Here is a 25,536-nt window from a genome sequence, read left to right on the forward strand (position 1 = left end):
CCCGGCGTGCCGGGCGGGACCAGGTCGAGGTGATCATGCGGGTGCTGCTCGTCGAGGATGATCCGCGGATGGCGGATGCGCTGCGCGCCGCGCTGTCGGCTCGCGGCGTCCTGGTCGACCATGTGGCGACGCTGGCTCTGGCCGAGGACGCGGTGGCGGCCGGCGGGCACGATGCCGTGCTGCTCGACCGCCGGATGCCGGACGGTGACGGCCTCGACTTCCTGCGGACCCTGCGGGCGCGGCGCGCCGCCGTCCCGGTCATCGTGCTGACCGCGCAGGGTGAGCTGGAGGACCGCATCGCCGGGCTCGACGGCGGCGCCGACGACTATCTCGCCAAGCCGTTCGCGGTCGAGGAGCTGCTGGCGCGCCTGCGCTCGGTGCTGCGGCGCCCCGGCGGCCTGGCCGCCGATGTCGTCCGGATCGGCCGGCTCGCGTTCGATCACGGCCACCGGACCGCCACGGTCGGCGGCACCGATCTCGACCTGCCGCGGCGGGAGCTGCTGGTCCTCGAGGCATTGCTGCGGCGCAAGGGACGCACGGTGCCGCGCGCCCTTCTGGAGGATGCCGTCTACGGCTTCGACGACGAGATCCAGTCGAACGCTCTCGACACCCATGTGTCGCGACTGCGTCGCCGGCTCGCCGAAGCCGAGGCCGGACTCGAGATCCATGGCATTCGCGGCATCGGCTATCTGCTGAAGGCAGGGTCGTGAGCATGGCCGTGGCGTCGCCGCCGCCGTCGCTCGAGCGCATCCTGGTGCGGCGGCTGATCGCCGTCCAGATCGCCGTGCTGGTGTTGCTGGTGGCTCTGATGGTCGGGACGCTCGCGGTCACCGGCCACCTGGTGAACCTGGAGACCGAGGACGAGACCATCGAGGTGGTGCGCGAGGCCATCGATCGCGACGAGGCCGGGCGGCTGGTCCTGCGCGAGACCCCAGCTCTCGCCTCGCTGCGCGCCCGGGCTCCGGATCGCTGGTTCGTGCTGCGCGACCGGCGCGGCGGGCGGCTCGTCGAGGGCGAGCCGCCGCCCGTGATGGTCCGCATCGGCGACGCTCTCGACGAGATCGGTCAGGCCCGGCTCGGCTGGACGATGGGTCCTGGCGAGCCGGACGGCCCGCCCGGCCGGATGAAATGGATCGAGACCCGGGCCGGTCGCGTTCAGGTGCTCACCGGACCCGGACCGCGTGTGACGTTGCGCAAGGTCGTGATGGCGACCGCGATGGTGGTCGTCGTCGCCGTCGTTCCCGGCCTGGTGCCGCTGGTGCTCGCCGTCCTGCTGGTCACCCCGACGGTGGTGCGGCGGAGCATGGCGAGTCTCGGCACTGCGGCCGCGGCGGCCCGTGCCGTCGATCTCGATCGTCCCGACGTCCGATTGTCCACCGAGCGGGTGCCGGAGGAGGCGTTGCCGCTGGTCAGCGCCGTCAACGAGGCGCTCGATCGGGTCGGCCGGCAATATGCCGAGCAGCGCCGCTTCCTGGCCGACGCGGCGCACGAGCTGCGGACGCCGATCGCGGTGTTGCAGACCCGGCTGGACGCGCTGCCGGACGGCCCCTCGAAGGATCAGCTCGTCGAAGACGTGTCGCGGCTCGGCAATCTCGCCCAGCAGCTCCTCGACGTCCAACGCTTGTCCGCCGGCGGCTTCGACCCGCGGCCGGTCGATCTCGTCGCCATCGCCGAGAGTGTGGTGTCCGACCTCGCACCGCTCGCTATCGCGGCCGGCTACGCGCTGGCCTTCGAGGCCGAGGTGCCGCGGCTGCCGTTCCACGGCGACCGATTGGCGATCGAGCGGGCGCTCGGCAACGTCGTGCACAACGCGATCCGCCACGGCGGCCGGCGCGGCACCATCACGGTGGCGGCGGAGTGCACCGGCTGCATCTCGGTCACCGACGAGGGCGACGGCATCCCGCCGGCGGTCCGCGACGTCGTCTTCGAGCCGTTCAGCCGGATCGCCCGCGACGGCGGCGGCACCGGCCTCGGACTCCATCTCGTCCGCGGGATCGTCCGTCGGCACGGCGGCGAGGTGTCGGTCGACACGGCGCCGGGAGGCGGCGCCTGCTTTCGCCTGTGCTTTCCGGTCTCGGCGTCGGCCGCTTCGATGCTCGCCCCGGCGGGGACGCCTTCCACGTAATGTCGGCGCAACCGGCGGGGTCCATGGCTTCGTCACCGGGCTCGATCGCGGCGATTCCGTCGCGGCGGTGGCCCCTGACGAAGGGCGTGCGCATGACGGCTGCCGATGTCTTCCGCTTCATCTGGGCCTGGACCGGCGATCCGGTGCGGCTGGGGTCCATCGTTCCATCCGGCGCGGCGTTGAGCGACGCCATGACGGCGGAGATCGGAGCCGACACCGGGCCGGTGCTCGAGCTCGGTCCCGGCACCGGCGTGTTCACGGCGGCGCTGCTGCGGCGGGGTGTGCCGGAGCGGAACATCACGCTGATCGAGTACGGGTCGGACTTCGTGCGCCTGCTCCAGGTGAGGTTTCCGCGCGCCCGTGTGCTGTGGATGGACGCGGCCCATCTGGCCCGCCATCGCCTCTACGACGGAGCGCCGGTCGGCGCCGTGGTGAGCGGCCTTCCCATGCTCAACCTCACGCCGCGCAAGATGATCGCCATCCTGTCGGGCGCCTTCGGGTATCTGCGGCCCGACGGGGCGTTCTATCAGTTCACCTACGGGCCGACCTGTCCGGTCCCGCGGCCGGTCCTCGACCGCCTCGGCCTGAAGGCCGTGATGGCGACGCGGGTGCTCCCCAACGTGCCGCCCGCCGCGGTCTACCGGCTGACGCGGCGAGGGCCGCGACGGCCGATCTGACGGCGTGCTCTCCGGAACACCGCGGCCGGCGCCACTCTCGCGGGAGCGCCGGGCCGGCGCCGGCCGGGCGGTAGAATTCTCCCTTGTGCCGGTAAAATATTCCGTCTTTGGCGGCGCGTAACGCTCTGTTCACCAACCAAGTCCTTGAAGCCTCTCGGCAGGCGGCCTGGCACGGCGATTGCGATTCCTCTTCGCGACAGCCCCTCCCGAACGAGGCTCGCCATGTCCGCCGCCCCCATCGATTCCACCCTCGACGATCCGTCCATCGGCCCGACGCTCGTTCGCGTCACGCTTCTCGTCGCCATCGTGCTGGTCGCCGCGCTGCCCGAGATCGCGCTGGCCGCCGCCGCGCTGGGCACCTGGCTGGCGCGCATCGGCATCGGCTTCTGACCACGCGGCGCCGCCCGACCCACCTGGTCGAGGCGCGCCGTATCGTACAGCCGGGCAAAGTCTGAGCGCCCGGCGACAGGCCTCGGTCGACCCGAACCCACGCCGGCTCGGCCGGGGCCTGTCTCGTCTCGCCGTGTCCTCGCGGCCCGGGCCGGCGCGGCTGCGGTCCAGGCTTCCCGCGAACGCGATTGCGCGTCGCGGGAGCCTGTGGGACAGAACCGGCATGACGGACAATGAACGCGGAAGCGGCGGCTCGGCGGCGCTCGCGGGCTATCTGGCGGGGTGCCGGGCCGGCGCCACCTCGGTGTTCCAGATCGTGCTGGTCGGCACCTATATCAGCATCGGGGCGCTCGCTCATGATCTCGGTTTCTCGGCGCTCTGGGTGGTGCTGTCGACCCTGATCGTATGGGCGGCGCCCGCCCAGGTGATCCTGATGACGGCCATCGGGGCGGGCGCGGCGCCGCTCGAGGTGGCGGTCGCGGTGTCGCTCAGCGGCGTGCGGCTGCTGCCGATGGTGGTGGCGCTGCTGCCGATGCTGCGCGCCCGCGGCTCGCGCTGGCCGGGCGTGCTGCTCGCCGCCCATTTCACCGCGGTCAGCATGTGGATGGAGGCGCTGCGGCTGGCGCCACGGCGCCCGCCGGAGCAGCGCATCGCCTTCGCCAACGGCATCGGCTCCATGCTGATCGGCAGCGCCACGGTCGCCTGCTTCGTCGGCTTCTACTTCGCCCGGGTGCTGCCGGAGCCGCTGGTGGCGGGCCTCCTGTTCCTCACGCCGATGTCGTTCCTGGTGTCGGTCACCCGCGCCAGCAAGATGATCTCGGATCGGGTGGCGGCCGCCGCCGGGCTGGTGCTCAGCCCCCTGCTGGTGTGGCTCGGGGTGGGGCTCGACCTGATGTGGACCGGGCTCGTCGGCGGCACCGGCGCCTATCTGATCCATCGCTGGCGGAGGGCACGGCGATGACGGCCGGCATGACGGCGGAGCTGTGGCCCTACCTGATCCTGGTGCTGGTCGGGTTTCTGCCGAACGAGGTGTGGCGCTGGCTCGGCGTGGTGTTCTCGCGCGGCCTCGACGAGACCTCGGAGACGCTGGTCTGGGTGCGGGCGGTGGCGACCGCGATCCTGACCGGCGTGGTCGCCAAGATCATCGTGTTCGCGCCGGGGGCGCTCGGCGGCGTGCCGCTGTGGATTCGGCTCGGCGCCACCGCGATCGGCCTGGCGGCGTTCCTGCTGATGCGGCAGTCGGTGTTCGCCGGCGTGGTGGCGGGGACGCTCGCCGTGATGGCCGGCGATATTTTTCTGGCCCGCTGATCCGGCCCGCCGGCGCGACCGTTGTCGGGACAGGGACGCCGTCCGGGTGTGGTTTTGGGATTGTTCGCATTCCGGTCGCTTTCCGGCGGCACACAAGGCGGGGTCGTCGCGTTCCGCGGAGGCGCATGAGCACGGTCGCCCGCCTCGTCCTGATGATGCTGCTGCTCGCCGCCGCGCCGGTGGCCGGGGCGGTCGCGTCCGCTGCCGAGCCGACCGTCCCTGAGTCGGCCGTCCCCGAGCAGCCCGCACCCGAGCCGTCGGCTTCCGAGCCCGCAAAGGCCGCCGCCGATCCGCCGGCCGAGGCCCCGAAGGCCGAGGCCCCGAAGGCCGACATCCCGGCCGCGCCGCCGCGGCCGAACGGCACCATGGAGTCGATCTGCCTCATCCTCGAATCGGCGGCCGCCGCCAACGGTCTGCCGCTCTCCTTCTTCGCCCGGGTGATCTGGCAGGAGAGCCGCTTCCGGCCCGACGCGATCGGCCCGATGACGCGCCGCGGCCACCGCGCCCAGGGCATCGCCCAGTTCATGCCCTACACGGCCGAGGAGCGCGGCCTGCTCGATCCCTTCGATCCCGTCGCGGCGCTGCCGAAATCCGCCGAGTTCCTCGCGGAATTGCGCGAGAGCTTCGGCAATCTCGGGCTCGCGGCGGCGGCCTACAACGCCGGCCCGGGGCGGGTGCGCGACTGGATGGCCGGGCGCTCCGGCCTGCCGGCCGAGACGCGGCGCTATGTCCGCGCCATCACCGGGCTCTCGGCCGAGGAGTGGGTCGAGATCGGCCGCTCCGGCCGGGACGGCATCGCCGAGAAGACCTCGTGCACCACGCTGGCGGCATTGCTGAAGCAGCAGCCCAGCATGTTCATCGGCGAGCTGGAGCGCCGGGTGCGCGAGGGCGCCGCGCAGCCCTGGGGCGTGCAGCTCGCCGCCGGCTTCTCGCGCGCTCGCGTGCTGGCGAGCTACGCCGCCATCGAGCGGCGGCACCGGGCCATGCTGGATGGCCGCGACCCGGTGATCATCCGCGCCCTCTTGCGCAGCCGCGGGTCGAGCGCCTTCTACCAGGTGCGGGTCGGGGCCGAGACCCGCACGGCGGCGGCGGCGCTGTGTGCCGACCTGTCGCGGCGCGGCGCCGCCTGCATGGTGCTGAAGAACAGCCGCGGCGTCATCGAGACTCCGTGACCGACCGCGGCTCGGCTGCCGTCGCGGTCGCGGTGGTCGCGGTCGTGTCGGCGTGGCGCTCCAGCGGGGCCACGTAGAGGTCCTGGGCCGCCACATAGGCGACCACCGTCAGGGGGGCTGCGAGCAGCACGCCGAGGCCGCCGAACAGCACCCCGAAGCCGACGACGGCGAACAGCAGGAGCGCCGGCGGCACCTCGACGATCTCGCGCTGGATCAGCGGCTGGAGCACGTTGCCCTCGATCTGCTGGATGAGCAGGAACAGGCCGACCACCCAAAGGGCGAGCGTCGGATCGACCGACAGGGCGATGACGACGGCCGGGATCGCCGCCGCCACCGGCCCGACGATCGGCACGAACTCGGCGAGCCCGGCGAACAGCCCGAGCGCCAGGAAGGAGGGGACGCCGAGCGCCCACAGCCCGACCGTGGTGACGACCCCGACTCCCACCATGGCGATGACCTGGCCGAGCAGCCAGCCGCGCAGCGCCTCGCCGCAGCGGCACAGGGTGCGGTCGGCGCGGTCCCGATGGCGGGGCGGCACCAGCCGCAGCAGCCCGGCCCGGTAGAGCGCCGGCTGGGCCGCGATGTAGAGGGCACCGAAGATCACCAGAAGGAGGTTGGTGATGGCGCCCGCCACCAGCCCGAGGGCACCGCCGATGCGGCTGACCACGCCGCCCGACAGCATCGCATCGGTGCCGCGGTCGACGGCCGCCTGAACCCAGCCGACGCTGTCGATCCGGTCGCGCACGGCACGCCAGGCGCCGGGCAGCCGCTCCACCAGGGTCTCGATGTTCTGGAGGATCGCAGCCCCGAAGAACACGACGACGAGAGCCAGCACGAGCGCGATCAGCACGACGGCGAGCACGAGCGACCAGCCCGAGGCGAGGCCGGTCGGCCGGGCCAAGAGGTCGGCGAGCGCCCGCAGCAGGATCGCCCCGAGCACGGCGGCGAAGACGAGCAGAAGCAGGTCGGCGAGCTGCCAGGCGGCGAGCAGGACGAGCACCGTGCCGGTGACGAGGACGAGCTTGGCGGAGAAGGCGGGGGAGGCGTGCATGACGGGTCCGAGGTAGGGGGCGGGATGCGGGCGGGCATCGGGACAACGCACAAAGCGGCGCAACGCCCCACGACGGTCATGAAGTTGCGGCTTCATGGATGTACTCGGAAACCGTCCCGCCGGCCGCCCCAAGGCCATCCCTCACGCCCACCCCGGAGACCCTCATGGGCCTGCTCGACTCCCTGATCGCCGGCGCCGTGCGCGGCGCCTTCGAGAAGTTCGACACGGCGGGGCTGCCCGCCATTCTCGCCCAGGTTCTCGGCCGCACCGATCTCGGCGGCCTCGGCGGGCTCGTCGACGCGCTGCGTCGCGGCGGCCTCGACCGCCAGGTCGGCTCCTGGCTCGGCCAGGGCTCCAACATGCCGGTGTCGCCCGACGAGCTGCGCGGCGCCATCGGGGATCGTGGCCTCTCGCAGATGGCGGGTGGGCTCGGGATCTCCATCGAGGACCTTCTGGCGATGCTGTCGCAGCACCTGCCGCAGACCATCGACACGCTCAGCCCGAACGGCCGGCTGGAGGAGGACCGTGCGGTGACGGGTGGCGGTGAGGACGCGGAGGGCAGCGGCGGCTCGTTGTCGGATCAGGCCGGGCTCGACGATATCGACCGCCTCCGCTGAGGCGGTTGTTTCTGGTCAGAGAGTTGCGTCGATTTCCTCGAGTTTTGTGCGAGGTGTCGTTCGGGCACCAGCGTCGGTGACCGTCGGACCGGAGCGCACGAAAAAGCCGCGTCGGCGGGGGCCGGCGCGGCGGGTGCGCTCGCCTGGACGATGCGCGCCGGTCAGTGGCCGACCGCGTCGCCCACGCACTTCTTCGTGAAGCTGGTCTTGGCGGCGCCCGCCAGCTTCTTCTCGGCCGCGGCGGCGTCGCACGACGCCTGGGCGTCCGTCTCGCATTTCTTCATGAAGCTGTTGAGGGCGGCGCCGGCGAGCTTCTTCTCGGCCGCGTGCGCCTTGCAGGAGGTCGCGGGGGCCTGGGCGGGAGCTTGGGCGGCGGCGGGCAGGGCGATCAGGCAGAGGACGGCGGTGGCGGCGGCGAGGGCTCTCACGAGCGTGTCTCCATCCTTGGCGATGAACCGGCCGGAGCCGGATGGCGAGCGTGTCGGGGAGGCGGGTCCGATCCAGTCTGGAACGGCCGGGTCATGCGGGCGCGTGACCCGGCGAGCGGATCGAGGGACCGAGACGGTCCCGAATCGGGTGCGATCTCGACCGGCGATGCTCGCAAGGAGAGGTATTCTTCGATGATGGCGTGATCGCGACCGGGCCGCGGCGGCCGGGCGGCACCCGCGCCACGTGACGCTCAGCGGACGACCGGCGGGGCGCTGCGCAGCCGCTCGATCCAGAACGGGCTCTTGGTCACGAACACGTTGTAGCCGTAGGCCGGATTGGTCTTGACGTGGTCCAGGAAGCCCGGCTCCGGCACTTCCTCGAAGCGGCCGGTCGTCGGATCGAGCACGAATTCGCGGCAGCCGGGCAGCGACAGAGCGTAGCGTGTCACCGCATGGGTGCGATCGGCGCCGTGCTCCTCGCAGAGAAGGACGCTGTCGGCATCGAGCATCCGCCGGCCGCCCTTCAGGGCGTCGACCTCGACGCCCTCGACATCGAGCTTGACGACGAAGCGGCCGTCCGGGCGTAGCGTGCCGTCGTCGAACAGGCTGTCCAGCGACATCACCGGCACCTCCTCGGTGACGGTGGCGTCGGTGCCGCCCGCGATGGTGAACGCCTCGTGCTTGCGGCCGCTCAGCCGGGCGATGCCGCCGGCGGTGGCGCCGATCGCCTGGTGGCGCACCGCGAACCGGCCGCCGTTGATCTCGGCGTTGCGGCGCAGCTTGGCGGCGTTGCGCGAGGACGCCTCGATGGCGATCGCCGGATGGCTGCCGAACCGCCGGCTGCTCACCAGCACGGACCACAGGCCGTAGTTCGCGCCGCCGTCCACGAAGGTGTAGTCGACATCGACCACGTTCATCAGGAAGCGCTCGAGCTCCGGCTCGTAGACATAGCGGGGGTCGAACAGGACGCTCCAGTAGCCGTCGCCGAGCGGGAAGGCGTAGCGGGTGTCGTCGTCGATCCGCACCATCGCCTCGCGCTCGGTGAGCGCCACCGAGAGAATGCGGCAGCCGAGCGAGAAGCCGCGATGCTCCCACGGCTCGGTCAGCCGGGCGCCGGCCCGCATGGCCAGCACGGCGAGCCGCTCGACCGCGGAGGCGCCGTCGAGCCGGCCGGTGCGGCGATCGTAGAGGAGGGCGCCTTCGGGAGCGGGGGCCGGGACCGACATCGGGCGGCGATCTTCCTGATGGTCCCGCGTGATCGAGGCCGACGCGGACGACGGGCCGTGGAGGGTGGCCGGCGCCGGCATCCGATCTCCGGGAGTTGGCGGCGTCCGGCCGCGGCGGCGACGCGAGGCGTCGGCCGTCACCCTGCCGCGGGCGGCTTAAATTCCCGTAAAATGCCGCCGGCCGAGTCCCGGCCGAGCTGTGGAGCCCGACCGCGGGCAGGCGGTGCCGCGGCCGGGATCGTTCATGAGGGCGATCAGTGGCCGTGGTGGCCGCCGCCGCTCTTGCTGCCCGACTCCTTGCCGCTCGCGCCGCCTCCGCCCGGCGTGGTGGCGCCGATCGGCTGCACCGCATAGCGCACCGTCACGGTGCCGGCCTTCTCGAAGCGCAGCTCGCCCTCGATGGTCTCGCCGTCCTTGAGCGGCTCCTTCAGGTCCATGAACATCACATGGTAGCTGCCGGGCTTGAGCGTCACGGTGGCGCCGGGCGGAATGACGAGACCGTCGGCGAGCGGCCGCATGGTCATGATGCCGTTCTCGGTCTTCATCTCGTGCACCTCGAAGCGGCCGGCCCGCGGCATGGCGCCGCCGATCAGCCGGTCCGGCTCGCTGCCGGTGTTGGTGATGGACATGAAGCCGCCCGCCACCTTGGCGCCGCCCGGCGTGGCGCGGCTCCAGGGCGTCTCGATGCGCAGGGCTCCGGCCTTGATCGCCTCCTTGCTCTCCTGGGCGGGTGCGCCGTGGTGGCCGGAACCCTGGGCGAGAGCGGGCGCCGACGCGGCGGCGAGGCCGGCGGCGAGCGCCAGCGTGGACACGAGGGTGGTGGTGAAGCGGGTCATCGACAGTCTCCGAACGTCTGGCCGCCGGGTGAGGCGCGCCTCGCGGCGGCCCACGCGATCCGTCCGGCTTCGCGCACTCGTGCGCCGGGCGGCCGATGATGGCTGGTTGGTGAGGATGGTGCGTCGGCCGATCAGGCCACGGGCGGTGCGCGCGGCCTGATCGGGTTTCGCTCGACCGCCGCCACCAGGGGACCGCGGAACCGGACCGAGGCGACCGCAGCGATGCGCGACCACGCCGGGCCATGCACGGCCGGCCGCGCGGGCGCGGCCGCTAGGCCCGGGCTCGTGCAGAGAACGCAGCAGGTGTGACGGATGGTCGCCGGGGCGGGCGGCGGTGCCTCGGGCGATTCGGATGCTGCCGGCGACCCACCGGCCGGGCTTCCGATGCACAGGGTGTCGCCGAACAGGGTCGCTGCCGCGGCATCCCGGGAAGCCGGGCTGGCCAGGGCCGGCAGCACGACCTGAAGGAGCAGCGCCAGCGCCACCACCAGGGCAGGCATGCGCGACGCTGCCGCGCGGTGCGGCTGTGCTCGTGGCGTGTCGTGGGGGTGTCGGCTCGTCACGCGCCCTGATAGCACGCCGGCGTGGCGGGCGACACCCGGTCGGGTGAGGTGTGAAGCAGCTTGCGCAGTGTGCAGTGCAATATGCTGCGCGCCGGGCATCGCGCCGACCGACGGTCTGGCGAGATCGACGGCCGGCGCCACCGTCGCGACTAAGTCTTTTTCCTGATGGTGGTCGCCCTCATCGGGGCCGCTCACGTCCGTAGCACGGGACGACCCCGGGGGACGTCGCCGTGACGCAGGACGGTGCCGCCGCGTCTCCACATACGTGGTTTATCCCGGTCGTCGGCAGTTTATGTGTTCCTTATAAGTTCACTGCTACAGTGACGATGTGGATCGCGGATCGTGTCGCGCGATCCGCCGAGTCGTTCGGTCCGGCGTGTGCCGTCGATGCCGGTTCCCAGTCCCGCTGCGGAGGCCATGCGCGTTTGCTCACACAGCCAGACGCCGATATCGATTGACCGCGACGGGGGACTGGATGTTCCTCGTGCCGCGTTTGTGGAATGAGACTTGCTCCCGACCCCATCGAGAACGGTCGGTGCAGCGACGCACCACCGGAGGTGGATGAGACAATGGCAGACGTGATCAAGAACACGACGTTCGACGAGCTGAAGGCCGGCGACAGCGCCGCCATCGAGCGCATCTGCTCGATGCAGGACCTCTATCTGTTCGCCCACGTCTCCGGAAACACCAACCCGGTGGTGATGCCGAGCGGCAGCGCGCCGGATGACCGCAAGGCGACGGCTCCGTTCATGTGGGCGGGCTCGCTGATCTCGGCGGTGCTCGGCAATCTGCTGCCGGGACCCGGCACGCTCTATCGCTCGCAGGATCTGCGCTTCGTCACCGGCGTGCATGTCGGCGACAAGGTGTCGGTCAGCGTTCGCTGCGTCGAGAAGCGCGAGTGTCCGATCGCGGTGTTCGAGACGCGCATCGCCAAGACCGACGGCACCGTGGTGGCGGTGGGCTCCGCGGTCGTCGAGGTGCCGACCGAGCGCATCACCGTGGCGGCGCGCGAGCTGCCGACCCTGATCCTCGACAAGGGCGATCATTTCACGCCGCTGATCGAGCGCGCCAAGAGCCTCGGCCCGATGGCCACCGCGGTGGTCTGCCCGGACGACAAGAACTCGCTCGGGGGCGCCGTGCTGGCGGCCCGGGAGGGGCTGATCGAGCCGATCCTGATCGGCTCGCAGGCGGCGATCCTCAAGGCCGCCGAGGCGAGCGGCCTCGACATCTCGTCCTACAAGCTGATCGACTCGCCGAGCCATCGCGACGCCGCGGCGCGTGCGGTCGAGCTGGTTCGTCGCGGCGAGGCCGCCTCGGTGATGAAGGGCAACCTGCACACCGACGATCTCCTCGCCCAAGTGGTCAAGAAGGACGGCGGGCTGCGCGCCGGCCGCCGCATCAGCCACGTCTTCGTGATGGACGTGCCGACCCTCGACCATCTGCTGTTCATCTCCGACGCCGCCATCAACATCGCGCCGGATCTGATCACCAAGGTCGACATCACCCAGAACGCCATCGACCTCGCGATCGCGTGCGGCATCGACAAGCCGCGCGTCGGCGTGCTGTCGGCGGTCGAGACGGTCAATCCGAACATCCCGTCGACGCTCGACGCGGCGGCGCTGTCCAAGATGGCCGATCGCGGCCAGATCAAGGGCGGCATCGTCGACGGCCCGCTCGCCATGGACAACGCCATGGACGTGGCGGCGGCGCGCACCAAGGGCATCACCTCGGTGGTGGCGGGGCATGCCGACGTGCTGATCGTTCCGAATCTCGAATCCGGCAACATGCTGGCCAAGGAGCTGACCTTCGTGGCCCGCGCCGAGGCGGCCGGGCTGGTGGTCGGCGCCGCCGCACCCGTGATGTTGACCAGCCGCGCCGACAACGATCGTGCGCGCCTCGTCTCGGCGGCGCTCGCCCAGCTCTACGAGCATCGCCGCCGTACCGGCCGCGCCGTGCCGGTCGCGGGCGAGAACGTCAAGGTCGCGGCCGAGTAGGACAGGACATCGACATCATGGGCGACCATATCGTCACGCTGAACGCGGGGTCCTCCTCAATCAAGTTCGCGCTGTTCGCGCTCGACGGCGGCCCGTGGCCCCGTCAGGTCGCGATCGGGCAGGTCGAGGGGATCGGCGTCGCGCCGGAGTTCGAGGCCAAGGTCGCGACCGGCGACAAGGTCAAGCGACGCTTCGAGGGCGCCGCGGCGCCGAAGACTCACGACGCCGCGCTGGAGATCATCATCGGCTGGCTCGCCGAGACCTTTCCGGGTGCCAAGATCGTCGCGGTCGGCCATCGCGTCGTCCACGGCGGTCCGCTCTACTCGGCGCCGATCCTGCTCGAGCCCGCCGTGCTGAAGGTGCTGGAGACGTTCGGGCCGCTGGCGCCGCTGCACCAGCCCCACAATCTCGCCGGCATCGCGGCGGCCGGCAAGGCGTTCCCGGGCATTCCGCAGGTGGGCTGCTTCGACACCGCCTTTCATCGCACCCAGCCGTTCGTGCAGGACACCTTCGGGCTGCCGCCGCAGTATTACGAGGAGGGCGTTCGCCGCTACGGCTTCCACGGCCTCTCCTACGAGTACATCGCGGGCCGGCTGGCGGAGCGCGATCCGGCGGCGGTGCGCCGCTGCGTGGTCCTGCATCTCGGCAACGGCGCCTCGATGTGCGCGCTGCGCGACGGCCAGTCGGTCGCCTCGACCATGGGGTTCTCGCCGCTCGACGGCCTCGCCATGGGCACCCGCTGCGGCCAGATCGATCCCGGCGTGCTGCTCTACATGATGCAGCAGAAGGGGATGACGGCAGCCGAGATCTCCGACCTCCTGTACAAGAAGTCGGGCCTCAAGGGCATGTCGGGCGTGTCGAGCGACATGCGCGACCTCGAAGCCTCCGACGCACCGGCCGCCAAGCAGGCGATCGACTACTTCGTCGCCCGCATCCGCCGCGAGCTGGGTGCGCTGATGGCGGTGACCGGCGGCGTCGACGCGCTGGTGTTCACCGGCGGCATCGGGTCGAACTCCAAGACCATCCGGGCCAGGACCCTGGAGGGGATGGAGTGGGCCGGCATCGTGCTGGATCGCGCCGCCAACGAGGCCCGGGCCGAGGTGATCTCGGCGCCCGGCACTCCGGTCACGGTCTATGTGATGCAGACCGACGAGGAGGCGATGATCGCCCGCCACACCGTCCGGGTGGCGAAGCTCGTCACTCCGGCGCTGGCCGACGCCTGACCGCTTCCGTCGGGCTCCACGGGGCGGTGCGGTTCGCCGTCCCGGTTTTCGTTTCGATCGAGGCCGCTCCGGGCAACGGGGCGGCCTTCGACCGTTCGGGCGGACGGACGGGCGAGGCCGCGGTTTCGGGCCGCCTCGGGCCAGCTCCGGACCATGAGGGCGTTGTCCTTGCCCGGACCGGCTATGACGGATTATTCCGCACCGCAATACGGCCTTGCCGGGCGCGCCGAAAAGAAACATTGTAGGGTGACGCCGCTCCCCGCCCGGGGTCGTCGGGCCGTTGCGCGCGCCGGGAGGCGCTCGACGCGAGGCGATGCCGGATCGTGCCGGAACCCTGCCACGCGCCAGGGTGTTGCCGCATGTCCGTCCGGTCCGCTCTGCGCGAGATCCGATCGGACGCGCGCGACCCGTATTCACGGGAGGGAGACGGCTCACCCGTATTTTTCGGGCTCGCGCACTTCGTGTTCCCGTTCCCGTGCCTCGCGCTCCGGCGCGCCGCACTTCGTGTTCTCGCACAAGGCCGACGATGAATTTCCCACGCGCCCCCCGCTCGACCGTGACCTACGAGCCGCATCTGCCCACCGCGCCGGATGCGACGCCCCTCGAGTCCGAGGTGTTCCAGCGCCGGTTCTTCATCGAGGACGTCTTTCCGACCATCGACGCCGGCCGCTTCCCGGTGAAGCGGATCGTCGGCGAGCCGGTCGACGTCTGGGTCGACGTGTTCCGCGACGGCCACGAGGTGTCGGCCGCGGCCCTGCGCTGGCGGCGCGACGGCGAGCGAGGCTGGCGCACGGCGCCGCTGGTGCCGGTCGACAACGATCGCTGGCACGGCACCTTCGTGCCGATCGAGCTCGGCCGCCATGTCTTCGCCATCGAGGCGTGGACGGCCGGCTTCGCGACCTGGCGTCGCGACACGCTGGCCAAGCAGAAGGCCGGGGTCGACATCGCGCTCGATCTCAAGGAGGGGCGGGCGCTGGTCGCCGCCGCGCTGCCGCGGGCGGGCGATGCCGCCGGGCGCCTGCAAGCGGCCCTCAACATGTTCGACGCCGCCGGCGATCCGCGGCCGCTGCTCGCCGAGGATCTCGCCGCCGCCATGGCGGCCGTCGAGCCGCGCCCGGATCTCACCTGGAGCCAGGCGTTCCCGCTGATGATCGAGCGGCCGCGGGCACGCGCCGGGGCCTGGTACGAGCTGTTCCCGCGGAGCCAGACCGACAGCCCAGACCGCCACGGCACCTTCGACGACGTCATCGCCCGGCTGCCGGACATCTCCGGCATGGGCTTCGACGTGCTCTACTTCCCGCCGATACATCCGATCGGCACCAAGAACCGCAAGGGCAAGAACAACTCGCTCAAGGCGCAGCCGAGCGATCCGGGCAGCCCTTACGCGATCGGCGCTCCCGAGGGCGGCCACGACGCCGTGCATCCGCAGCTCGGCACGCTGGCGGATTTCCGCCGGCTGGTGGTGGCGGCGCGCGGGCATGGGCTCGACATCGCGCTCGACTTCGCCACCCAGTGCTCGCCCGACCATCCGTGGCTCAAGGAGCATCCCGACTGGTTCAAGTGGCGGCCGGACGGCTCGATGCGCTACGCCGAGAACCCGCCCAAGAAGTACGAGGACATCGTCAACCCGGACTTCTACTGCGCCGACCGCCCGGCGCTGTGGCAGGCGCTGCGCGACGTGGTGCTGTTCTGGGCCGAGCAGGGGGTGCGCATCTTCCGGGTCGACAACCCGCACACCAAGCCGTTCCCGTTCTGGGAGTGGATGATCCGCGAGGTGCAGGCCAAGTTTCCCGACACCATCTTCCTGTCGGAGGCGTTCACCCGCCCCAAGGTGATGAAGGCGCTGGCCAAGCTCGGCTTCAGCCAGTCCTACACCTACTTCACGTGGCGCACCGGCAAGGACGAGCTGTCCGCCTACATGGCGGAGCTGACCCGCCATCCGGAGCGCGAGTATTTCCGCCCGAACTTCTTCGTCAACACGCCGGACATCCTCCCGGTCCACCTGCAATCGGGCGAGCCGTGGATGTTCAAGTCGCGGGTGGCGCTCGCCGCCACGCTGGCCGGCAGCTACGGCGTCTACAACGGCTTCGAGCTGATCGAGCATGTGCCGGTGCCGGGCAAGGAGGAGTATCTCGACTCCGAGAAGTACGAGATCAAGCCGCGGGACTGGAACGCGCCCGGCAACATCAAGGACTACATCACGCGGCTGAACGCCATCCGCAACGCCAACCCGGCGCTGCTGCAAACCTCCAACTTCGCCTTCGCGCAGGTGGACAGCGGGTCGGTGCTCGGCTTCGTCAAGGAGTCGGTGGCGCACGACAACGTGGTGGCGGTGGCGATCGCGCTGCATCCCGGCGCCCACGACGTCTGGTTCCATTTCGGTGACATGCGCATCGGCCCGGAGGGGGCACGGCGCCCGGTGCGGGCGGTCGAGAATCTGGTCACCGGCGAATGGCGGCTGGTCGAGTGGGGCGGCGTGCGCCTCGCCATCGACACGCAGCGCGATCCGGCGGTGCTGCTGCGCTGCGTCGCCTGACGGCCGCGCAGGCGCGGCGAGGCGGCCGCATGGCCCACCCCCGGGGCGATGCGCGCTCGTCCGTGCGGAGCGAACCTGTCGTGCGCGGGGCACGGAGCCTCGCCACGACATCGACCATCACGGCGCCGTCGGGCGCCCGAAAGCCGCTGTCATTCGTGTCGCCGCAAGCGACGGGGGTCCTTCGCAATGCGTGTCCTGCTCACCACCAACGAATATCCGCCCTATGTGTACGGGGGCGCCGGCGTCCACGTCGAATACCTGTCGCGGGAGCTCGCCAAGCTCACGCCCGTGGAGGTGCGCACCTTCCACGACCAGACCCTCGACGACGGCCAGCTCCATGTCCGCGGCATCAAGGTCGACACCACGCTGTTCGCCGGCTGCCCGCAGACCTATGTGTCGCCCCTGAAGGCGCTGTCCACCTGCCTCGCCTTCATGGGGCAGGGGATCGGCAACGAGCTGGAAGGCAGCGTCGAGATCATCCACTGCCACACCTGGTATACCCACTTCTCCGGGCTGCTCGCCAAGATCCTCTACAACATCCCGATGGTGATCACGGTCCACTCGCTGGAGCCGCTGCGGCCGTGGAAGCGCGATCAGCTCGGGCACGGCTACGACCTGTCGCGGTGGATCGAGAAGAACGCGCTGGAGACCGCCGACGCGGTGATCGCGGTGTCGAAGAGCACCCGTGACGACATCCTGCGCCTGTTCGACGTGCCGGCCGAGCGCGTCCACATCATTCCGAACGGCATCGACACCGACGAGTACCGCAAGATCCACGCCCCCGAGGTGCTGACCCGGCTCGGTGTCGATCCCGAGCGGCCGTTCGTGCTGTTCGTCGGCCGCATCACCCGCCAGAAAGGGCTGTATTATCTGCTCCAGGCGATCCCCCATCTCGATCCGAGCCTCCAGGTGGTGCTGTGCGCCGGCGACGCCGACACGCTGGCACTCCAGCGCGAGACCGAGGAGATCGTGGGCGAGCTTCAGAAGCGGCGAGAGGGCGTGATCTGGCTGTCCAAGATGCTGCCGCGCGCCGACACCATCGCGCTCTACTCGCACGCCACCGTGTTCTGCTGCCCGTCGATCTACGAGCCGTTCGGCATCATCAACCTGGAGGCGATGGCGTGCGGCACCCCGGTGGTCGGCAGCGCCGTCGGCGGCATCAAGGAGGTGGTGGTCGACGACGTCACCGGCATCCTGGTCGAGCCGCATCTGTCGGCGGAGCCGCCGCACGATCCGATGTCGCCGGCCCGCTTCGAGCGCGGCCTCGCCGACGGCATCAACCGCATCGCCCGCGATCCGGAGCTGCGCGCCCGCATGGCGGCGGCCGGCCGCGAGCGCGTCGAGCAGAACTATTCGTGGCACAGCGTGGCGCGGAAGACCTTCGCGCTCTACCAGGAGCTGCGCGCCGCCCGCAAGGCGACGAGCGTGTAGGCGGTGCACCGCGGATCGGTCGCCCCCGGCACGCCGTCCCGGGGGCGGTTCCTCACTTCAGCGAGCGGGTCCGCTGCATCCAGTACTGCCGCTCCAGCTCGACCAGCCGCTCGTCGGTCATCGGGGCGTCGTGGCGGGCGGCCTCCTCGGCCTTGCCGATCGCCCGCGGCAGCGCCCGCAACAGGTCGGACCGCGAGATCACCCCGACGACGGCGTTGCCACGCATCACCGGCAGCCGCTTGAAGCGGCGCTGCTCCAGCAGGCGTCCGGCCTCCTCGATCAGGGTCGACTCCGTCACCGTGACCGGCGACGGAGTCATCACGTTACCGACCGTCAGGGTGTGGAAGCGCTCCGGCTCGCCCGCCAGGGCGTTCTTCTGGGTCATGAGCTGGAGCCAGTGCGGCCGCCGGGGCGGACCGCCATTGTGTCGCCGCAGCAGGTCGCGCTCGCTGACGATGCCGACCAGGCGACCGTCGTGATCGACGACCGGCAGCCCGCTGATGCGGTTGGTGATCATCAGATCGGCGGCGTCGGCGATCGACTGATCGGGGCCGATCGTCAACGCGGGGCTGGTCATGAAGCTCTTGACGCGCACCGGACCTCTCCGATCCTTGTGCCGGCGGCTGGACGCGGACGATGCCCGCCGCCGCGCTTCGCCGTCTCGACCCTTATTCCAAGCCGAGGCTGCCGTCGAGACATTGTGGCCCGCCTCAGACGCAGGGCCGGATATACGGCCGATTGATCTCCCATAACTCGTCGAGCACCGCCTCGGCGGCGCTCATGGAATCGACCACGGGGTCGATCAGCAGGGCCTCGCGGGCGAGGCTCCGCGAGGCATGGACGGCGGCCTCCACGGCGAGCTGCTGGACGCCGGCCTGCACGGCGAGCAGCTTGGCGATCGGATCGGGCAGGGGGCCGAGCGAGACCGGATGGACGCCGGCCGCGTCGGCCACGATCGGCACCTCGACGGCGAGCTCCGCCGGCAGGTTGGGGATGGTGCCGCGGTTGAGCACCACGCCGGATTCGATGAACCGCTTCTCGTTGTGGGTGCAGGCGGCGATGACGGCGGCACCGCGCTCGCCGCACGGGGTCAGCCACCAGTCCGGCACCGCCATGCGGCCGGCCAGCACGTCGTCGACCTCGCCGCGGAACACGGCGCGCCGCTGCGCGTCGCCGTCGAAGTCGTAACCCGGCTCGTCGATCTCCCAGCCATAGGGCAGAAACTCGCCGGTATGGCCGTCGCCGCAGGTCGGCCACAGGCCGAAGGCGCGGAACAGCCGGCGAGTCAGCGGCGCTTGCGCGGGATCGAAGGTCTTTTCGGCCTCGCGCAGCGCCGGGTAGAGGTCGCGGCCGGTGGCGTGGTCGCGGATGTGGACGAGCCACTGGAAGTGGTTGAGCCCGGCCGCCCAGACGTCGACCTCGTCGTCGCGCCGGCCGAGCACGCGGGCCACCTGGGCGCGGCTGCCGAACACGCCCTCGCACAGCCCGACCACGCGGATGCGGCTATACTTGCCGACCGCCAGCACGATGCGGCTCTCCGGATTGGAGAAGTTGACGAGCAGCGCGTCCGGGCACAGCGCCTCCATGTCGCGGACGATGTCGAACACCAGCGGCAGCGTGCGCAGCGTGAAGAACAATCCGCCCGGCCCGCCATTCTCGCCCAGCGTCTGCCGCAGCCCGTGCTTGCGCGGCACCTCGTGGTCGTGCCGCCACAGACGCATGCGATCGATCGCGGTGGCGTTGAGGACGAATTGCGCACCCGGCAGCGCGGCGCGCTGGTCCGTGGTCGTCTCGATCACCAGCCCGGCGCCGGAGCGCTCGTTCAGCAGCCGCGCCAGCGCGGCCGAGCGGGCGAGGGCATCGGCATCGGTGTCGACCAGCACGACGGTCGAGCCGGCGAGATGCTCCGAGAAGCACAGGTCGCGGAACATGCCGAGACCGAACGACGCGCTGCCGGCGCCGACGAAGACGATGCGGGCGGTGTTTCTGCTACCGAGGATGCTGCTGGGGATGGTGCTGACGATGCTCGACATGGCGGCCTCGACGCCGGACCGGCGCTCCCCGCGCGATCCGCCACCGACGGCACTGCACGTCCGCGCCAGCAGAGCTACGCGCGGCTTTCCATGTCGGGTCCGCGCCGCCGGGGCGGCGGTCCTTGCATCGACTCTCCTCCTGGGCGCCGCGACGAGAAACTCCGATCTATTGCGTAAGGATGTTTGCGCTTGCGCCACCGCCATGCGCGCCGCGCGCCGAGATCGTGGCCTCACTGTCGGACGCTGCGACCGTCGTGCTTGATCACGGTCAACACTCCGGCAAGCCGTCGCCCGTTAAGCTCGCCTGTCGACGTGACTGCGAGGAAGGAAAGCCATGAGTACGCGCGCGCCCACGACGGCCGCCGCCGCCACCACCACCCCGTTCCTGTGGGGGGTCTCCACCTCGAGCTATCAGATCGAAGGCGCCGCCAGCGAGGACGGCAAGGGGCCGAGCATCTGGGACAGCTATTGCCGCCAGGCCGGCCGCATCACCAACGGCGACACCGGCGAGGTCGCCTGCGACCACTATCATCGCTACGCCGAGGACGTGGCGCTGATGAAGACCCTCGGGGTCGGCGCCTACCGCTTCTCGGTGTCGTGGCCGCGGGTGCTGCCGAAGGGCCGCGGTGCCGTGAACGAGCCGGGTCTCGCCTTCTACGACCGGCTGGTCGACGCGCTGCTCGAGGCCGGCATCGAGCCGTGGATGTGCCTCTACCACTGGGATCTGCCGCAGGCGCTCGGTGATCTCGGCGGCTGGGCGGCGCGCGACTGCGCCTTCTGGTTCGCCGATTACGCCGCGCTGATCGCGCGGCGCTACGGCGACCGGGTGAAACGCTTCGCGACCTTCAACGAGTCTTCGGTGTTCACCCTGTTCGGCTTCGTGATGACCGGGCAGGCGCCCGGCATCGTCGACCGCGCCATGCTGCACCGGGCGATCCACCATGTGAATCTCGGCCACGGCGGCGCCATCGACGTGCTGCGCGCGCAGGTGAAGGACGCCTCGCTCGGCATCGTCCACAACATCCAGCCGTGCCGGTCGGCGACGCCGGCGCCCGAGGACGTGAAAGCGGCGGCGCTGTTCGACGCCTACTGGAACGGCGCCTTCGCGGACCCGCAGCTTCTCGGCCATTATCCGGCGCTGCTCGCCGACCTGATCGAGCCCTATGCGCAGGCCGGCGACATCGCCCGCATCTGCCGACCGATCGACTGGTTCGGCCTCAACCACTACTCGCCGCACTACATGAAGGCGTGGGACGGCAATCCGCTCGGGGTCGGCTGGGGTCCGGCACCGGACGGCATCCGGCGCACCAGCATGGGCTGGCCGATCGAGGCCGACGCCTTCCGCGACACGCTGATCTTCCTGTCCGAGCGCTACAAGCTGCCGGTCTATGTGCTGGAGAACGGCACCGCCAACCAGGACGTCGTCGACGACAAGGGCGAGGTCGACGATCCCTCGCGCATCGACTACCTGAAGTCCTACATCGATGCCCTCGGTGAAGCGCGGGCGAAGGGCGCGGATGTGCGCGGCTACTTCGTCTGGTCGCTGCTCGACAACTTCGAGTGGGGCTCCGGCTACAGCCAGCGGTTCGGCCTCGTCTACGTCGACTACGCCACCCAGCGGCGCATCCCCAAGACGTCGTTCCGCTGGTATGCGGATCTCATCCGGTCCTCTGCGGGAGGGGGACCCGCGATCGCCTGACGGCGGCGGCGTCCGCCAGCCCCCGCGGCGGACGCCCTCTCGATCGCTCCGTCGGGCGCGCCGGTCAGGCGTCGCCCGGCAGGGCGTCGGCATCGGCCCGGCGGCCCGGGTCGCGGGCGCCCGATGACGCGGCTGCGGCCGCGTCGTCGTCCGGCGGCGCCTGGTCGGCGTCGTCGAGTGCGTGCAGCAGCGTCGCCACCCGGTTGACCGACGAGCGCCACTCGGCGACGCGGTGGTAGTTGTCGACGAACCAGTTGAAGGCGACCTGCACCGACACGAAGGCGGCCGACGCCTGGGTCAGCTCGCCGAGCGTCATCTCGCCGGCCAGGAATTTCGGCGCACACAGCATCCAAGCGGTCACCGGGGCCAGTAGGATGTCGGTTTGCGACACTCCGGTGGTGCCCATCAACTGGAAGCAGAGCTGGCGCCAGCGCCGCAGCACCTGGGCGAGCGCGTCGCGCACCCCGACCAGCTCCTCCAGCTCCACCGAGGCCGGCGGCGTGCGTTCGCCCAGTTCGCGGATCGCATTGGTGGCGGCGCGCAGCTCGGCTTCCGCCTGGTTCTCCGCCTGGATCACCGCCGTGAGGTTGCGACCCACGAACGCCATGCCGCCGGTGAACAGCAGCGTGTAGGCGATCACGGCGAACACCAGATAGCCCGGGATCGTGACGGCGTGGCCGGCCAGCGTGAGGGTGTAGCTGCCGCCGACGCTGCCCAGCACGTTGATGAACACGATCGCCGTCATGAAGGCGTTGAACAGGCCGATGCCCATGTCGACGGGCGCGTCGGTGGCGATGCGCGCATCGAACGAGATGCGGTACTCGGCATTCTGGTGGCTGCCGTCGACGGAGCCGAGGCGCTGGTAGCGGTCCTTGTCGAGCCAGCGGCCGAGCAGGTGCTGGGTCAGCCACTCGCGCCATTTGCGCTGGGTGGTCATGCGGCCCCACACCGAGGTGACCGACAGCGACACGCTGAGCGCCGCCAGCGGCAGGAACAGGGCGAGCTGGTGCCACAGGGCGACGGCGTCGCGCCGCTCCAGCGCGTTGAAGAAGTCGCGGTTCCAGTAGTTGAGCAGATACTGGACGGTGAGCTGCGCCGACGCGATGGCGACGAGGCCCAGCGTCAACGGCCAGCTCACCCGGGCCGAGCGGCCCTTCCAGAAGCCGGATGCGCTGGCCCAGTAGCGCCTGAACAGGCGTCTGCCGCGGTCGGCGGCTCCGTTCGGCTCGAACATGCGATAGCGTCCCGCGTCACGCCGCCGACGGGCCGAGGCCCGACGTCGCCCGACGCACCCGCAAGGCTTACCCCGGTGCGGGCGGAGATCAAGTTGGGTCGATCCGGGATGTGCGACATGTCGCAGCCCCCGTCCTCGGCTCGCAGTCAGCCCACGAAGCCCGACAGATCGGGCGAGCCGCCGGTGCCGAGGATCGCCTCCAGGGCCAGCGCGATCGCCAGGACGTCGGCGTCGCCGTGCTCGTAGCCGACCACCTGGACGCCGACCGGCAGGGCGCCGGCCGGGCGCGGCAGCGGCAGGGTGACGGCGGGCACGCCGAAATAGTTGGCCGGCTGGGTGTTGCGCGTCATCCCGAGGGCGAGCGCGAGGGCGCGGTCCGGATCGTCGAGCGCGGCGACCGGCGGCGCCGGCACTGTGGTGGTCGGCGACACCCAGCCGTCGAGCCCGGCGAGGGCGGTGGCGGCCTGCCGGCGCGTGCGGGTGCGCCGCGCCTCCAGGGCCATCACGGCGGCGGCCGTCACCTCCAGCCCGTGGGCGGCGCGGCGGGCGACGATCGGGTCCATGCGATCGCGACCCGCCAGGAAGCGCTCGCGTCCGAGGGTGGCGATCAGGCAGGCCGGCAGCACGGCCGGGAAGTACTCCTCGCGTTCGCGCAGCCCCGGCAGGCTGACCGGGACGAGGCCGATGCCGGCCGCCGTGGCCGCCTCCAGGGCCGCCGTCACGGCCGCCGCGACCGCCGGATCGAGATCGTCGAACACGTAGTCGTCGGGCACGCCGAGGCGCAGCCGACTGGCCGGCCGCGGCTGTGGCGCTGGCGTGCTGGTGAGGGCCGCGAAGGCGATCGCGGCGTCGGCGGCCGTGCGAGTCAGGAGGCCCGGGGTGTCGAGATGGGGGGCGAGCGGTACCGCGCCCTCGGTCGCGAACACGCCGGGCGTCGTCTTCAGCCCGAACACGCCGCAGAACGCCGCTGGCGCCCGCACCGAGCCGCCGGTGTCGGAGCCGATCGCCAGCCCGCACAGGCCGGCGGCGACCGCGACGCCGGCGCCCGAGCTCGATCCGCCCGGCAGGCGGCGGGTGGCCGCGTCCCACGGGTTCACGGGTGTGCCGCGCGGCGTCGAGACGCCGGTGATGCCGAGCGCGAACTCGACCGTCCTGGTCTTGCCGAGGATCACGCAGCCGGCCCGCCGCAGGCTCCTGACCAGCGGACCTTCGGGGCCGGCGATGTCGTCGACCGCCATGTGGGAGCCCGCCGTGATCGGCATGCCGTCCACCGCGAACAGATCCTTGACCGACACCGGCAGGCCCATCAGCGGCCCGAGATCGGTGCCGGCGCGGTGCAGCGCATCGATGGCGCAGGCGGTGGCCAGCGCCGACTCGGCGGCGACGTGCTGGAAGGCGCCGAGCTGCCCGTCGAGCGCCGAGATCCGCGCCAGATAGGCGCGTGTCGCCTGCTCGGACGTGATGGTGCCGGCGCGGAACGCGCGGGCGAAATCGGCAATGCCTCCCTCGGCGAGCGGATCGGCATCCAGCACAGGCATGATGGTGGTCTCGGAGCTGCGGACGAGAATTTTGATCTGGTGACGGGGGCGCGCGAGGGCGGTCAGAGGATAGTGCAGGGTCGTCGCATGTCGATAAAAATCGATTGGCAACGCGCGCGGCGGCACATTACGCTTCCACCACGAGACCCGACGGAGCGATGCGCCGCGCGCTGCGACGCTCGATCCGATCCTCCAAAGATCTGCACAAGATCCGCACAAGAACCGTATCGGTGAGGTAACGCAATGAGGAGTTCGTTCGCGGCCGTCGTGGCGGCCGCCGTGATGGCGCTCGCGGCTCCGGCTCCGGCGACGGCCCAGATCGAGGTGGGCGTCATCAACAGCCTGTCGGGCAACTTCGCGGCATTCGGCGAGCGCTACCGCACCGGCCTTCAGGTCGCGCTCGACGAGATCAACGCCAAGGGCGGCGTCAAGGGCCAGCCGCTCACCCTCAGCATCCAGGACGATCGCTCCGACGCGCAGAGCGCGCTCGCCGCCGCCGAGGCGTTCGCCGGCAAAGGCGTGCCGGTGGTGATCGGCTCCTATGCCTCGTCGATCACCGGGCCGCTCGCCCAGTTCCTCACCCGCCGCAAGGTGCCGCTGATCGTGCTCGGCAGCGCCGACGACAGCATCACCAAGCCGGGCTCGCCCTGGGTGTTCCGCGCCAAGCACACCTCCACCATCGTGGCGACCGCTTATTTCGACTACTTCGACCACCTCAAGGCGACCAACACGAATGTGCCGCTGGAGAGCGTGGCGATGATCTACGGCAACGGCGCCTGGCCGTCGTCGCTCGGCAAGGTCGGCAAGCAGCTCGCTGCCGCGCGCGGCTACAAGATCGTCGGCGATCAGGCGTACGATCAGGGCGTCACCGACTTCCGCCCGATCCTCAACCGCTTCCGCGCCGCCAACCCGGACATTCTCTACATCGTCTCCTATGCCGAGGACGGCGTCGCCATTACCCGCCAGATGCGCGAGGTCGGCCTCGGTGCCAAGGTGATCGCCATCGACACCTCGGCGGCGCTGCCGAGCTTCGTCCAGCAGGTCGGCCCGTCGGCCGAGTATGTCGCCACCGCGGTGAGCTGGAGCCGCGACGTCAAGTATCCGGGCGCCGGCGATCTCCACGAGCGCCTGAAGGCGAAGGCGGGCGGCGAGCCGTCGTTCTACGAGGCGGAAGGGTATCTGGCCCTGATGGTGGCGGCGGATGCGCTGGGGCGGGCCGATCCGAAGTCGCGCGAGTCGGTGCGCGACGCGCTCGCCGCCACCGACATGACCACGCCGGTGACGACCGTCAACTTCAAGAGCGCCGACGGCGTCCAGGGCCAGAACCCGATCCGCAGCCTGATCCTCCAGATCCAGGACGGCCGCCACGTCACCGTGTTCCCGGCCGATCTGGCGGCGCAGCCGCCCCGCCATCCGACTCCGGCGTGGTCGGCGCGCTGATCGGGCTCAGGCGGG

General features: G+C 71.1%; 23 protein-coding genes. 14 read left to right on the forward strand and 9 right to left on the reverse strand.

Going from position 1 to position 25,536, the window contains the following annotated elements; translation table 11 throughout:
- Nucleotides 1-35 precede the first annotated feature (35 nt).
- From ACFQUV_RS19705 to ACFQUV_RS19735, 7 genes are all read left to right on the forward strand, one after another.
- A complete protein-coding gene (locus tag ACFQUV_RS19705; protein ID WP_129610781.1) occupies nt 36-710 on the forward strand; it encodes a response regulator transcription factor in 675 nt (224 codons plus the stop codon).
- Nucleotides 711-712: 2 nt separating this feature from the next.
- Nucleotides 713-2,125: a HAMP domain-containing sensor histidine kinase gene (locus ACFQUV_RS19710; RefSeq protein WP_129610803.1), complete on the forward strand. Its 1,413-nt coding sequence runs from the start codon at nt 713-715 to the stop codon at nt 2,123-2,125.
- A 92-nt stretch (nt 2,126-2,217) separates the two neighbouring features.
- Complete coding sequence (locus tag ACFQUV_RS19715) at nt 2,218-2,802, forward strand: class I SAM-dependent methyltransferase (RefSeq protein WP_129610780.1); 585 nt, start codon at nt 2,218-2,220, stop codon at nt 2,800-2,802.
- Between the two features lie 222 nt (nt 2,803-3,024).
- Nucleotides 3,025-3,192 carry a hypothetical protein gene (locus ACFQUV_RS19720; protein WP_165364114.1) on the forward strand — a complete coding sequence of 56 codons (168 nt, stop codon included), beginning with the start codon at nt 3,025-3,027 and terminating at the stop codon, nt 3,190-3,192.
- A gap of 223 nt (nt 3,193-3,415) precedes the next feature.
- The gene (locus ACFQUV_RS19725) at nt 3,416-4,153 is read left to right on the forward strand and encodes an AzlC family ABC transporter permease (RefSeq protein WP_129610779.1); all 738 of its coding nucleotides are present in this window, start codon (nt 3,416-3,418) and stop codon (nt 4,151-4,153) included.
- Nucleotides 4,150-4,500: an AzlD domain-containing protein gene (locus ACFQUV_RS19730; RefSeq protein WP_244601697.1), complete on the forward strand. Its 351-nt coding sequence runs from the start codon at nt 4,150-4,152 to the stop codon at nt 4,498-4,500. Before ACFQUV_RS19725 ends, ACFQUV_RS19730 begins: the two co-directional genes overlap by 4 nt.
- A 125-nt stretch (nt 4,501-4,625) precedes the next feature.
- Nucleotides 4,626-5,672 (forward strand): lytic transglycosylase domain-containing protein, encoded by a 1,047-nt coding sequence (locus ACFQUV_RS19735; RefSeq protein WP_244601696.1) that lies wholly within the window; start codon nt 4,626-4,628, stop codon nt 5,670-5,672.
- On the opposite strand, the gene ACFQUV_RS19740 is transcribed toward ACFQUV_RS19735, so the two are convergent.
- The gene (locus ACFQUV_RS19740) at nt 5,656-6,723 is read right to left on the reverse strand and encodes an AI-2E family transporter (protein WP_378395531.1); all 1,068 of its coding nucleotides are present in this window, start codon (nt 6,721-6,723) and stop codon (nt 5,656-5,658) included. The genes ACFQUV_RS19735 and ACFQUV_RS19740 overlap by 17 nt on opposite strands.
- A gap of 98 nt (nt 6,724-6,821) precedes the next feature.
- Between ACFQUV_RS19740 and ACFQUV_RS19745 the strand changes: the two genes are divergently transcribed.
- The gene (locus ACFQUV_RS19745) at nt 6,822-7,340 is read left to right on the forward strand and encodes a YidB family protein (RefSeq protein ID WP_155480096.1); all 519 of its coding nucleotides are present in this window, start codon (nt 6,822-6,824) and stop codon (nt 7,338-7,340) included.
- Between the two features lie 161 nt (nt 7,341-7,501).
- Here the strand turns inward: ACFQUV_RS19745 and ACFQUV_RS19750 are convergent, their stop codons facing one another.
- From ACFQUV_RS19750 to ACFQUV_RS19765, 4 genes are all read right to left on the reverse strand, one after another.
- Nucleotides 7,502-7,768 (reverse strand): hypothetical protein, encoded by a 267-nt coding sequence (locus tag ACFQUV_RS19750; RefSeq protein WP_170300801.1) that lies wholly within the window; start codon nt 7,766-7,768, stop codon nt 7,502-7,504.
- 251 nt (nt 7,769-8,019) lie between these two features.
- Nucleotides 8,020-8,994, reverse strand: coding sequence for an FkbM family methyltransferase (locus tag ACFQUV_RS19755; RefSeq protein WP_111383679.1), 975 nt, complete (start codon nt 8,992-8,994; stop codon nt 8,020-8,022).
- 254 nt (nt 8,995-9,248) lie between these two features.
- Entirely contained in the window at nt 9,249-9,830 is a 582-nt protein-coding gene (locus ACFQUV_RS19760) for a copper chaperone PCu(A)C (RefSeq protein WP_129608532.1), read from the reverse strand.
- 131 nt (nt 9,831-9,961) lie between these two features.
- Nucleotides 9,962-10,588 (reverse strand): hypothetical protein, encoded by a 627-nt coding sequence (locus tag ACFQUV_RS19765; protein WP_129608533.1) that lies wholly within the window; start codon nt 10,586-10,588, stop codon nt 9,962-9,964.
- Nucleotides 10,589-10,962: 374 nt separating this feature from the next.
- On the opposite strand from ACFQUV_RS19765, the gene ACFQUV_RS19770 reads away from it, so the two are divergent.
- From ACFQUV_RS19770 to glgA, 4 genes are all read left to right on the forward strand, one after another.
- Nucleotides 10,963-12,387 carry a bifunctional enoyl-CoA hydratase/phosphate acetyltransferase gene (locus ACFQUV_RS19770; RefSeq protein ID WP_155480099.1) on the forward strand — a complete coding sequence of 475 codons (1,425 nt, stop codon included), beginning with the start codon at nt 10,963-10,965 and terminating at the stop codon, nt 12,385-12,387.
- Between the two features lie 17 nt (nt 12,388-12,404).
- Nucleotides 12,405-13,610 carry an acetate/propionate family kinase gene (locus ACFQUV_RS19775; protein ID WP_129608534.1) on the forward strand — a complete coding sequence of 402 codons (1,206 nt, stop codon included), beginning with the start codon at nt 12,405-12,407 and terminating at the stop codon, nt 13,608-13,610.
- 526 nt (nt 13,611-14,136) lie between these two features.
- Nucleotides 14,137-16,146: an alpha-1,4-glucan--maltose-1-phosphate maltosyltransferase gene (locus ACFQUV_RS19780; protein WP_207211426.1), complete on the forward strand. Its 2,010-nt coding sequence runs from the start codon at nt 14,137-14,139 to the stop codon at nt 16,144-16,146.
- Nucleotides 16,147-16,332: 186 nt separating this feature from the next.
- Complete coding sequence (gene glgA, locus ACFQUV_RS19785; RefSeq protein WP_129608536.1) at nt 16,333-17,577, forward strand: glycogen synthase; 1,245 nt, start codon at nt 16,333-16,335, stop codon at nt 17,575-17,577.
- Between the two features lie 52 nt (nt 17,578-17,629).
- Here glgA and ACFQUV_RS19790 read toward each other — a convergent pair whose 3' ends face one another.
- Both ACFQUV_RS19790 and ACFQUV_RS19795 read right to left on the reverse strand, forming a co-directional pair.
- Entirely contained in the window at nt 17,630-18,154 is a 525-nt protein-coding gene (locus ACFQUV_RS19790; RefSeq protein WP_165363837.1) for a CBS domain-containing protein, read from the reverse strand.
- Between the two features lie 133 nt (nt 18,155-18,287).
- Complete coding sequence (locus ACFQUV_RS19795; RefSeq protein WP_129608538.1) at nt 18,288-19,610, reverse strand: alpha-glucosidase/alpha-galactosidase; 1,323 nt, start codon at nt 19,608-19,610, stop codon at nt 18,288-18,290.
- Nucleotides 19,611-19,944: 334 nt separating this feature from the next.
- Between ACFQUV_RS19795 and ACFQUV_RS19800 the strand changes: the two genes are divergently transcribed.
- A complete protein-coding gene (locus ACFQUV_RS19800; protein ID WP_129608539.1) occupies nt 19,945-21,309 on the forward strand; it encodes a GH1 family beta-glucosidase in 1,365 nt (454 codons plus the stop codon).
- Nucleotides 21,310-21,373: 64 nt separating this feature from the next.
- Here ACFQUV_RS19800 and ACFQUV_RS19805 read toward each other — a convergent pair whose 3' ends face one another.
- Nucleotides 21,374-22,543 carry an SbmA/BacA-like family transporter gene (locus ACFQUV_RS19805; RefSeq protein ID WP_129608540.1) on the reverse strand — a complete coding sequence of 390 codons (1,170 nt, stop codon included), beginning with the start codon at nt 22,541-22,543 and terminating at the stop codon, nt 21,374-21,376.
- Nucleotides 22,544-22,689: 146 nt separating this feature from the next.
- Nucleotides 22,690-24,081 (reverse strand): amidase, encoded by a 1,392-nt coding sequence (locus ACFQUV_RS19810; RefSeq protein WP_129608541.1) that lies wholly within the window; start codon nt 24,079-24,081, stop codon nt 22,690-22,692.
- Between the two features lie 243 nt (nt 24,082-24,324).
- On the opposite strand from ACFQUV_RS19810, the gene ACFQUV_RS19815 reads away from it, so the two are divergent.
- Nucleotides 24,325-25,521 carry an ABC transporter substrate-binding protein gene (locus ACFQUV_RS19815; protein ID WP_129608542.1) on the forward strand — a complete coding sequence of 399 codons (1,197 nt, stop codon included), beginning with the start codon at nt 24,325-24,327 and terminating at the stop codon, nt 25,519-25,521.
- Nucleotides 25,522-25,536: the final 15 nt, after the last annotated feature.

It is taken from the genome of Rhodoplanes sp. P11, assembly GCF_964266735.1.
Lineage (GTDB): Bacteria > Pseudomonadota > Alphaproteobacteria > Rhizobiales > Xanthobacteraceae > Rhodoplanes > Rhodoplanes serenus.